6 protein-coding genes and 3 pseudogenes are annotated in these 11,008 nt (G+C 68.2%); 6 read left to right on the plus strand and 3 right to left on the minus strand.

Annotated elements, in window-relative coordinates; all coding sequences use genetic code 11:
• Both AC27IQ_RS13305 and AC27IQ_RS13310 read right to left on the minus strand, forming a co-directional pair.
• A pseudogene (locus AC27IQ_RS13305) lies at positions 1 to 366 on the minus strand (MFS transporter); the annotation flags it as partial.
• A 137-nt stretch (positions 367 to 503) separates the two neighbouring features.
• A complete protein-coding gene (locus AC27IQ_RS13310; RefSeq protein WP_284409690.1) occupies positions 504 to 1,004 on the minus strand; it encodes an Lrp/AsnC family transcriptional regulator in 501 nt (166 codons plus the stop codon).
• A gap of 182 nt (positions 1,005 to 1,186) precedes the next feature.
• On the opposite strand from AC27IQ_RS13310, the gene AC27IQ_RS13315 reads away from it, so the two are divergent.
• The 6 genes and pseudogenes from AC27IQ_RS13315 to AC27IQ_RS13340 all read left to right on the plus strand — a co-directional run bounded on the left by AC27IQ_RS13315 (position 1,187) and on the right by AC27IQ_RS13340 (position 10,841).
• The gene (locus AC27IQ_RS13315) at positions 1,187 to 1,345 is read left to right on the plus strand and encodes a hypothetical protein (protein WP_284406471.1); all 159 of its coding nucleotides are present in this window, start codon (positions 1,187 to 1,189) and stop codon (positions 1,343 to 1,345) included.
• Positions 1,342 to 4,914, plus strand: a complete 3,573-nt coding sequence (locus tag AC27IQ_RS13320; RefSeq protein ID WP_317351308.1) for an indolepyruvate ferredoxin oxidoreductase family protein — start codon at positions 1,342 to 1,344, stop codon at positions 4,912 to 4,914. The genes AC27IQ_RS13315 and AC27IQ_RS13320 overlap by 4 nt, the downstream gene beginning before the upstream one ends.
• A gap of 285 nt (positions 4,915 to 5,199) precedes the next feature.
• Entirely contained in the window at positions 5,200 to 5,535 is a 336-nt protein-coding gene (yajC, locus tag AC27IQ_RS13325; protein ID WP_487089747.1) for a preprotein translocase subunit YajC, read from the plus strand.
• Positions 5,536 to 5,618: 83 nt separating this feature from the next.
• Positions 5,619 to 7,511 (plus strand): protein translocase subunit SecD, encoded by a 1,893-nt coding sequence (gene secD, locus AC27IQ_RS13330; RefSeq protein WP_272566597.1) that lies wholly within the window; start codon positions 5,619 to 5,621, stop codon positions 7,509 to 7,511.
• 12 nt (positions 7,512 to 7,523) lie between these two features.
• A complete protein-coding gene (gene secF / locus AC27IQ_RS13335; RefSeq protein ID WP_272566599.1) occupies positions 7,524 to 8,477 on the plus strand; it encodes a protein translocase subunit SecF in 954 nt (317 codons plus the stop codon).
• 36 nt (positions 8,478 to 8,513) lie between these two features.
• A pseudogene (locus tag AC27IQ_RS13340) lies at positions 8,514 to 10,841 on the plus strand (DUF1631 family protein).
• 51 nt (positions 10,842 to 10,892) lie between these two features.
• On the opposite strand, the pseudogene AC27IQ_RS13345 reads toward AC27IQ_RS13340, so the two are convergent.
• Positions 10,893 to 11,008, minus strand: a pseudogene (locus AC27IQ_RS13345) (recombination regulator RecX); the annotation flags it as partial.

Here is an 11,008-nt window from a genome sequence, read left to right on the forward strand (position 1 = left end):
TCGGCCAGCGCGCCGCTGGGCAGGCCCAGCAGGAACACGGGCAGGGTGGAGCCGTCTGTACCAGCGCCACCAGCACGGGCGAGGTGGTGAGCGTGGTCATGAGCCACGCGGCCGCCACGTCGTTCATCCACATGCAGGTGTTGGCGGCCAGCCAGGTGAGCCAGAGCATGCGGAACACGGGCACCTGCAGCGGCGCGAACGGCGAGAGGCTGGGCGCGCCGGGGCGGCGTCCTGGTCCAGCTGCGCGGCCGCCGCGGCCTCGGCGGTGTGCGCCTGGCCTGCTGCGGCGGTGGCCGGGGGACTGTCGTCCAGGGGCGGGAACGGGGTGGGGCGGGGCGGGCTCTCGTGGGGCGGCAAAGGGGGCATAGATGGTCTCGATTGTGCGCAGTGCGGGCGGGGCGTGCCGGGCGGGGCGCCGACGTCCCGGATGGCGGCGCGGAAAAGCGAGCCGACGGGATTGAAGCCGAAAAGGCCTCCAGCGCAATCGGTACTAGGGCGTTGCGCTATTGTTTTTGTAGCTTATTGCCGGTGGGGCCGAGGTGCGCCAGCGGCAGGGCGCCGCTGGCCTTGACCTCGCCCAGCGAGAAGCTGGTGTGCATGTCCTTCACGTTCGGCAGGTTCAGCAGCACGTTGCGGGCGAAGTGCGAGAAGCTGTCCAGGTCGCGCGCCACCACCTGCAGCTCGAACGTTCCCGTGCCGCTGATGTAGTGGCAGGCCACCACCTCGGGGATCTGGGCGATCGCGGCCTCCATCTCGCGCGTGAGGCCCCCGGTGCTGCGGTCGGCGTCCAGCCGCACGAAGGCCAGCACGCCCAGCCCGATCTTGTGGCGGTCGATCTCGGCGTGGTAGCCCTTGATGAAGCCCGACTCCTCCAGCGCGCGCACGCGGCGCCAGCACGGCGCGGCCGACAGGCCCACCCGCTGGGCCAGCTCGGCATTGGTCAGCCGGGCATCGGCCTGCAGCTCGCCGAGGATCGCCAGGTCGAATTTGTCCAAAGTATTCATCCCTGGATTATTTTGCGAAAGATCCTTTCTAAAACGAGGGTAAACACGGCATGAAAACGAAAGGACATATCCGGCCGTCCTGCCTACACTGCCCTGACAAGGCGGTGCGTCCGAGCCCAGGGCGCCCCGCTGAAACCGCGCTCACGAGGCGACGGCCAACGACCCCACTGGAGATTCCCCCGATGAACGCCCCCCTGCCCGAGCCCATTCGCCGCGCCATTGAAACGGTCATGCTGGATGACAACCCGCACTGCGGGTTGCGCCACAAGTACGTGGGGGGCGGCGCAGCCGCACGCTGCGGATTGGGCATCGAGCGTGCTGGCGAAGGAGCCGTGCTATGAACGCCCCCCTGCCCGAGCACATCCGCCGCGCGATTGAAACGGTCACGCTTGACGACAAATACGCCTTGCCGGAGGGCCGTGCCTTCATGAGCGGCGTGCAGGCCCTGGTGCGCCTGCCCATGCTGCAGCGCCAGCGCGATGCGATCGCGGGCCTGAACACCGCGGGCTTCATCAGCGGCTACCGCGGCAGCCCGCTGGGCACCTACGACCAGGCGCTGTGGTCGGCCAAGAAGCACCTGGCCAAGAACCACATCGTGTTCCAGCCCGGCGTGAACGAAGAGCTGGGCGCCACCGCCGTGTGGGGCACGCAGCAGCTCGACCTGTACCCCACGACGAAGAAATACGACGGCGTGTTCGGCATCTGGTACGGCAAGGGCCCGGGCGTGGACCGGTGCTCGGACGTGTTCAAGCACGCCAACATGGCCGGCACCTCCAGGCACGGCGGCGTGATCGCCATCGCGGGCGACGACCACATCAGCAAGAGCAGCACCGCGCCCCACCAGAGCGACCACATCTTCAAGGCCTGCGGCCTGCCGGTGTTCTTCCCGAGCAGCGTGCAGGACATCCTGGACATGGGCCTGCACGCCTTCGCCATGAGCCGCTTCTCGGGCGTGTGGTCGGGCATGAAGACCATCCAGGAGGTGGTGGAGTCCTCCAGCAGCATCTCGGTGGACCCGGACCGGGTGAAGATCGTCCTGCCCGAGGACTTCGCCATGCCGCCCGGCGGCCTGCACATCCGCTGGCCCGACGCGCCGCTGGAGCAGGAGGCGCGCCTCATGGACTACAAGTGGTATGCGGCGCTGGCGTACATCCGCGCCAACAAGCTGAACTACAACGTGATCCAGGGCCCGCAGGACCGCTTCGGCATCATCGCGAGCGGCAAGGCGTACAACGACACGCGCCAGGCGCTCATCGACCTGGGGCTGGAGGACGACGTCTGCCGCCATCTGGGCATCCGGCTGCACAAGGTGAACGTGGTGTGGCCGCTGGAGGCCACCATCACCCGCGACTTCGCCCAGGGGCTGCAGGAGATCCTGGTGGTGGAGGAAAAGCGCCAGGTCATCGAATACCAGATCAAGGAAGAGCTCTACAACTGGCGCGCCGACGTGCGCCCCAACGTGCTGGGCAAGTTCGACGAGGTGGAGGGCGACAACTCCGGTGGCGAGTGGAGCATGCCCAACCCGAGCCAGAACTGGCTGCTGCGCCCCAAGGCCGACCTCACGCCCGCCATCATCGCGCGCGCCATCGCCAAGCGCCTCAAAAAGCTGGGCGTGCCGGCCGACATCGTGGCCCGCATGGACGCGCGTCTGTCGGTGATCGATGCGCGCGAGCGCGGCCTGGCCGAATCCAAGGTGGACACGGGCGACCGCACGCCGTGGTTCTGCAGCGGCTGCCCGCACAACACCAGCACCCGCGTGCCCGAAGGCTCGCGCGCGGTGGCCGGCATCGGCTGCCACTACATGGTCAACTGGATGCCCGACCGCAACACGTCCACCTTCACGCAGATGGGCGGCGAGGGCGTGACCTGGGTGGGCCAGCAGCCCTTCACCACGGAAAAGCACGTGTTCGCCAACCTGGGCGACGGCACCTACTTCCACAGCGGGCTGCTGGCCATCCGCCAGAGCATCGCGGCGGGCACCAACATCACCTACAAGGTGCTCTACAACGACGCCGTCGCCATGACGGGCGGCCAGCAGGTGGGCGAGCGGCCCGAGGGGCACTCGGTGCTGCAGATCATGGCCAGCCTGAAGGCCGAGGGCATCGCCCGGCTGGTGATCGTGACCGACGAGCCGGGCAAGTACGACGGCGTGGCGCTGGCCGAGGGCGTGACGGTGCACCACCGCGATGAGCTGGACCGGATCCAGCGCGAGTTCCGCGAGATCCCCGGCTGCACGGCCATCATCTACGACCAGACCTGCGCGACCGAAAAGCGCCGCCGCAGGAAGCGCGGCACCCTCGCCACGCCCAACAAGACCGTGGTCATCAACGAGCTGGTGTGCGAGGGCTGCGGCGACTGCTCGGTGCAATCGAACTGCCTGTCGGTGGAGCCGCTGGAGACCGAGTTCGGCCGCAAGCGCCGCATCAACCAGAGCACCTGCAACAAGGACTACTCGTGCGTGAAGGGCTTTTGCCCGAGCTTCGTCACCGTCGAGGGCGGCACGCTGAAAAAACCCAAGAAGGAAAAGAAGGGCGATCTCTCCGCGCTGCCCCCCATTCCCGAGCCGGTGCTGCCCGTGGCCGAGAGCGCCTGGGGCATCGTCGTGGCCGGCGTGGGCGGCACGGGCGTGATCACCATCGGCTCGCTGCTGGGCATGGCGGCGCACCTGGAAGGCAAGGGCGTCATCACGCAGGACGCGGCGGGCCTGGCGCAAAAGGGCGGCGCGACCTGGAGCCACATCCAGATCGCCAACCGGCCGGACGCCATCTACACCACCAAGGTGGACACGGCCAAGGCCGACCTCATCATCGGCTGCGACTCCATCGTCGCCTCGCACAAGACCACCATGGCCGCGATGCAGCCGGGCCGCACCTTCGTGGCGCTCAACACCCACGGCTCGCCCACTGCGTCGTTCGTGCACAACCCTGACTGGCAGTTTCCGGGCACCGATTGCGACACGGCCATCGCCTCCGCCGTGGGCGAGGACCTGCTGGCCAGCTTCGATGCCGAGGAAGTCGCCATGCAGATGCTGGGCGACAGCATCTACACCAACCCCCTGATGCTGGGCTACACCTGGCAAAAGGGCCGCGTGCCGCTATCGCATGCCGCGCTCATGCGTGCCATGGAGCTGAACGGCGTGCAGGTGGACAACAACAAGGCCGCCTTCGAATGGGGCCGCCGCTGCGCGCACGACCTGGCCGCCGTGCAGGCCCTGTTCAAGGCCGCGCAGGTGATCCAGTTCGTCAAGAAGCCGGGCCTGGCGGAAGTGGTGGCCAAGCGCGAGCAGTTCCTCACCGGCTACCAGAACGCGGCCTATGCGGCCGAGTACAAGGCCTTCGTGGAGAAGGTGCAGGCCGCCGAGGCGCGCACGGGCGGCAAGGGCACGCGCCTGTCCGAGGCCGTGGCCCGCTACCTGTTCAAGCTCATGGCGTACAAGGACGAGTACGAGGTCGCGCGCCTGCACACCGACGCGGCGTTCACCGCCAAGATCGAGGGCATGTTCGAAGGCGACTACAAGCTCGTGCACCACTTGGCGCCCCCGCTGACCGCGAAGAAGAACGACAAGGGCGAACTGCTCAAGCAGCCGTTCGGCCCGTGGATGCGCAAGGCCTTCGGCGTGCTCGCCAGGCTCAAGGGCCTGCGCGGCACGGCGCTCGACCCGTTCGGCCGCACCGAGGAGCGCCGCACCGAGCGCGCCCTGATCGCCGAGTACCGCGCCTGCATCGACGAGCTGCTGGCCGGCCTGACCGCCGACAACCTGCCGCTGGCCGCCGACATCGCCCGCATTCCCGAGGACATCCGGGGCTACGGCCACGTGAAGGAGCGCCACCTGAAGGCCGCCCGCGCCAAGTGGGCGGTGCTGATGAACCAGTGGCGCCACCCGCAGGAGGCGCTGCGCCAGACGGCCTGAGGGGCGAAAGCCCCTTTCCCCGGCATGTGAGGGGGAAATGGGGTGCTATTGAAAATATAGCAATATGCCCTAGTGGTTATTGTGCTGAGCGGTGTTTTCATGCCCCATCGAAGGCCGGCCCTTGGGCCGGCCTTGCCACGCCAAGACCCCCCGCGGACGCGGGTTTTGGCATGGGCTTTGCCAGGGGGCGCCGCATACAATCGCCTGTTGCCCTCCCGGCTGGCGCCGCGTCGCGCCGTGGGCGGGTGTCTGAAACGACCATCCATTTGAATGGAGCCTGTTGCCGTGTTTATCTCTTCCGCTTTCGCCCAGACCGCCCCTGCCGCCGCCGCCGGTGGCAGCGACATCATGTCCTCCCTGACGGGCATGCTCCCGCTGGTGCTGATGTTCGTGGTCCTGTACTTCGTCATGATCCGCCCCCAGATGAAGCGCCAGAAAGAGCATCGCAACATGATCGAGGCCATCGCCAAGGGCGATGAGGTGGCCACCGCCGGCGGCATCGTCGGCCGGGTCACGCGCCTGTCCGAAGGCTTCCTGCACATCGAGATCACCTCCGGCGTGGAAGTGCAGATCCAGCGCAGCGCCGTGGCGCAGGTCCTGCCCAAGGGCACGGTCAAGTAAGTCCAAGCGATGGCGCGAGCCGTTCCGATCTGGCGGCCGGCCCTGCGGGCCTGCGCCGCGACCTGAGAGTTAAGAGCGCGATCATGAACCGTTACCCGGTCTGGAAGTACGCGATCCTCGTGATCGCGCTGCTGGTGGGGGCCCTGTACACCCTGCCCAATTTCTTTGGCGAGGCCCCTGCCGTGCAGGTGTCGTCGGCCAAGGCGACGCTGAAGGTCGATGCCGCCGTGCAGCGCCGCGTCGAAGAGGCCCTGAAGGCCGCGGGCGTCGTGCCCGATGCCGTGAGCTTCGATGGCAATTCGGTGCGCGCGCGCTTCGACTCGCCCGACAGCCAGCTCAAGGCCAAGGACGCGATCCAGAAGGCCCTGGTGCCCGATCCGGCCGACCCGCCGTACATCGTCGCGCTGAACCTCGTCTCGCGCTCCCCCGACTGGCTCAGCGCGCTGCATGCGCGCCCCATGTACCTGGGGCTGGACCTGCGCGGCGGCGTGCACTTCATGCTGCAGGTGGACATGCAGGCGGCCCTCACCAAGAAGGCCGAATCGCTCGCCGGCGACCTGCGCACCACGCTGCGCGACAAGAACATCCGCCACGGCGGCATCAGCCGCGACGGCCAGGCGGTGGACATCCGCCTGCGCGACGAGGCGACCGCCACGGCCACGCGCAACGTGATCACCGACCAGTTCCCCGACCTGGTGGCCACCAGCAGCCCCGACGGCCAGGGCGTGCGCGTGCGCGCCACCATCAAGCCCGAGGCGCTGCGCAAGGTGCAGGACCAGGCGCTCAAGCAGAACATGACCACGCTGCACAACCGGATCAACGAACTCGGCGTGGCCGAGCCCGTGATCCAGCAGCAGGGCCTGGACCGCATCGTGGTGCAGCTGCCCGGCGTGCAGGACACCGCCAAGGCCAAGGACATCCTGGGCCGCACGGCCACGCTGGAAGTGCGCATGGTCGACGAAAGCGCCGAGGCGCGCTCGGCCGAGCTGGGCTCCGGCCCCGTGCCCTTCGGCGACGAAAAGTACCTGGACCGCAACGGGCAGTCCATCATCGTCAAGAAGCAGGTCATCCTCACAGGCGAGAACCTCACCGACGCGCAGCCCGGCTTCGACGGCCAGACGCAGGAGCCCACGGTCAACCTCACGCTCGACGCCAAGGGCGCCCGCATCTTCAAGGACATCACCCGCGAGAACGTGGGCAAGCGCATGGCCATCGTCCTGTTCGAAAAGGGCAAGGGCGAAGTGGTCACGGCCCCCGTGATCCGCAGCGAGATCAGCGGCGGCCGGGTGCAGATCTCCGGGCGCATGACCACGGCCGAGGCCAACGACACCTCGCTGCTGCTGCGCGCCGGCTCGCTGGCCGCGCCCATGGACATCATCGAGGAGTACACCATCGGCCCGAGCCTGGGCGCCGACAACATCGAGCGCGGCATCCACAGCGTGGTGTGGGGCTTCGTGGCGATCTCGGTCTTCATGTGCATCTACTACGCGCTGTTCGGCGTGATCTCGTCCATCGCGCTGTCGGTGAACGTGCTGATGCTGCTGGCCATCCTGTCGATGCTGCAGGCCACCCTGACCCTGCCCGGCATCGCCGCCATGGCGCTGGCGCTGGGCGTGGCCATCGACTCCAACGTGCTGATCAACGAGCGCATCCGCGAGGAACTGCGCGCCGGCGTGTCGCCGCAGGCGGCCATCCACGCGGGCTACGAGCGCGCCTGGGCGACGATTCTCGACTCGAACGTGACCACGCTGATCGCAGGTCTCGCGCTGCTGGCCTTCGGCTCCGGCCCGGTGCGCGGCTTCGCCGTGGTGCACTGCATCGGCATCCTGACCAGCATGTTCTCGGCCGTGTTCTTCTCGCGCGGCCTGGTCAACCTCTGGTATGGCCGCAAGAAGAAGCTCAAGAGCGTGTCCATCGGACAGGTGTGGAAGCCCGAACCCGACAGCACCACGTCCGCCGTGGTCAAGTCCAACTGAAGGAGAGGGACCATGGAATTCTTCCGCATCCGAAAAGACATCCCGTTCATGAAGTACGCGTTGGTTCTCAACGCGATCTCCTTCATCACTTTCGCGCTGGCCGTGTTCTTCCTGATCACGCGGGGCCTGCACCTGTCGGTGGAGTTCACCGGCGGCACGGTCATGGAAGTGGCCTACACCCAGAGCGCCGACATCGGCAAGGTGCGCAGCACCGTGTCCGGGCTGGGCTATTCCGACGTGACCGTGCAGAACTTCGGCACGGCGCGCGACGTGATGATCCGCCTGCCGGTGCAAAAGGGCGTGACCTCGGCGCAGCAAAGCGAGCAGGTCCTGGGCGCCCTCAAGGCGGCCGACCCCGACGTCACGCTGCGCCGCACCGAGTTCGTGGGCCCGCAGGTGGGCGAGGAACTGGTGCATGGCGGCCTCATGGCGCTGGGCATGGTGGTGATCGGCATCGTGATCTACCTGGCATTCCGCTTCGAGTGGAAGTTCGGCGTGGCGGCGGTGATCGCCAACCTGCACGACGTGGTGATCATCCTGGGCTTCTTCGCGTTCTTCCAGTGGGAGTTCTCGCTGGCGGTGCTGGCGGGGGTGCTGGCCGTGCTGGGCTACTCGGTGAACGAGTCGGTCGTGATCTTCGACCGGATCCGCGAGGCCTTCCGCAAGTACCGCAAGATGAGCACGCACGAGGTCATCGACCACGCGATCACCAGCACCATGAGCCGCACGATCATCACCCATGCCTCCACGGAGGCCGTGGTGCTGTCGATGTTCTTCTTCGGCGGCCCCAGCCTGCACTACTTCGCGCTGGCGCTGACCATCGGGATTCTGTTCGGCATCTATTCGTCGGTGTTCGTGGCCGCCGCCATCGCCATGTGGCTGGGTGTGAAGCGCGAAGACCTGGTGAAGGCGCCGCCCAAGAAGGACGGCGACCCGAACGATCCGAACGCCGGCGCAGCGGTCTGACCGCGACGCCCCGGGGCGCCCCATAATCGACGGCGTATGGAAGAACTCCGCCCCCCCACCGCGCCCCGGCGCCTGGCCCGCCTGGCCCGGCAGCGGTTCGTGGAGGGCCTGGTGGCGGGGCTGCCCGGCCTCGACAACGAACTGCAGGATTTCCTGACCCAGCTCATGGGCCTGACGGCCACGCAGCGCGAGATGCAGACGCGCCGCGACCTGTGGATGCGCTACCAGCAGCGCCACCAGGCCTGGGTCAGCGGCTGCGCCCGCGCCTGTCCGAGGCCCTGCTGCCGCTGGTCAGCACCAGCCGGGGGGCGCTGCCCGCCGGGGGCGGGTTCGAACTGCTCAGCGACGACGTCGTCGAGAACCAGATCATCGCCTCGCGCATGGCGCTCACGGTGATGGAGCACACGGGCAACGCCTTCGACACCCTGCGGCAGTTCATTCAGCACCTGGAAGGCCAGGAACTGGACGGCCGCGACATCCTCCGCCCTGAAACGGTCTGCCTGCTGTTCGTCGACCAGTGGGTGGAGGCCGGCATGGAGCGGGGCGACCTGCAGACCGCCATCGATCCCCTGCAGCGCCAGCTGGGCGACCTGGTCTTGCGCCAGTACCAGTCCGTCAACGCGTTCTGCACCGAGCAGGGCGTGAAGCCCGACAACGACCTGCGCTCCAAGGTGCGCCGCACGGCGGGGGGCTCGTCCTCCCCCGCGGGCCTGGCGTCGCAGGCCCTGCAGCAATCGGCCCAGGCCTTCGCCCGGGAATCCGCCCAGGCGAGCATGCACGGCATGCCGTCCCAGGGCGGCGTGCCGCCAGGGCGCATGGGCGTGCAGGGAACGGCCTTCGGTGCCGGCATGCAGGCGTTCATGACGCCGCTGGCCCGCGCCCGCCAGCGTGCGCAGGGCGTGATGGGCCAATTGCGCCGCCTGCTGGTACAGCCTGCCACGGGCTTTGACATGGTGAACGCGCCGCCGGCCTCCGCCGCGCTGGCGCAGGCCCTGTCGGCCCACCGGGCGCAGGCGCAGACATACTACAGCGGCGTGGCCACGCTGGTCGAGGACTACAGCCCGGCCGCCGTGGTGCAGCTGGTGGGCGCGGTGCGCGAGCGCTCGACCGAACTGAAGGCCAAGGCCTCCACCCCCGGCGAAAAAAGCCATCATCGAGGTGGTGGCGCTGATGTTCCAGAGCATCCTGAGCGAAGACCGCATTCCGCCGGCCGTGCGCGTGTGGTTCGCGCGGCTGCAGGTGCCGGTGCTGCGCGTGGCGCTGGCCGAGCCCGAATTCTTCAGCGACGTCGCCCACCCGGCACGCCGCCTGATCGACCGCCTGGGCGGCGTGGTGATGGGGTTCGACGCCACCGCCATCAACGGCAGCGCGCTGGAAGGCGAGATCCGCCGCGTGGTGCAGGTGATCGAGCAGTACCCCGAAACCGGGCAGCGCGTCTTCCAGCTCGTCTATGACGAATTCGAGAAATTCCTGGCCAAGTTCCTCACCGCCAAGCAGGCCACCTCCAAGCTCGTCAGCGTGGCGCAGCAGGTCGAGCAGCGCGAGACGCTGGCCATCCAGTACACGATCGAGCTGCGCACCATGCTGCGGGACATGCCGGTGCGCGAGGAGATCCGCGATTTCCTCTTCAAGACCTGGGCCGAGGTGCTGGCCATGTCGGCGGTGCGCGACGGCGCGCAGCATCCGGACACCGTGGCACTCAAGCGCACGGCGGCCGATCTGGTCTGGGCCGCCAGCGCCAAGCCCCACCGGGCGGACCGCGCCAAGGTCATCCAGAGCCTGCCGCCGCTGCTGCAGCACCTGCGCCAGGGCCTGGCGCTGCTCGGCGTGAACGGGCCGGAGCAGGATGCGCAGGTGAAGGTGCTGACCGACACGCTGGCCGATGCCTTCCTGTCCAAGACGGCGTCCATCCCGCAGGCGCACATCGATGCGATGGCGCGCCGCCTGGCCAATCTGGAGGACTACATCAGCGATGCGACGCTGGGCGAAATGCCGCTCAACGCCGACAACATCGAGCTGATGCTGGGCATCGATGCCTCGTCCATCCACGTGATCGCCGACAACGGCGCGCCCGTGGAGCCGGGCATGGTGGCCTGGGCGCAGGAGCTGCAGCCCGGCGCCTGGTTCACGCTGGACCACAACGGCGCGTCGGCGCAGGTGCAGTACGTGTGGCAAAGCCAGCGCAAGCAGCTGCACCTGTTCGCCGCGCCCGATGGCAGCAGCTACCTGCTGCAGCTCAAGCGCCTGGGCGCCTACCTGCAGTCCGGCCTGCTGGTGGCGCAGGAAGAGGAAGCGCTCACGATGCGGGCCACGCGCGATGCGCTGGCCAAGATCGACGCCAACCCGGAACGCTTGCTGGACTGAGCCGGCCGGCCTCGCGGGCCCAGGATCGGCGCGGGCCCGGAATCAGCGCCATCAATCGCCGTCGTCGTCCCCGCTGCCGTCGCCCCGTACCACGCGGCGCACGATGTCGCCGGCAAAGCCCCGCGCGGCCATGAAGCGCATCTGGCGCGCGCGCTCCTGCGGCGTCT

This window comes from Acidovorax sp. KPB24-07, from assembly GCF_057543315.1.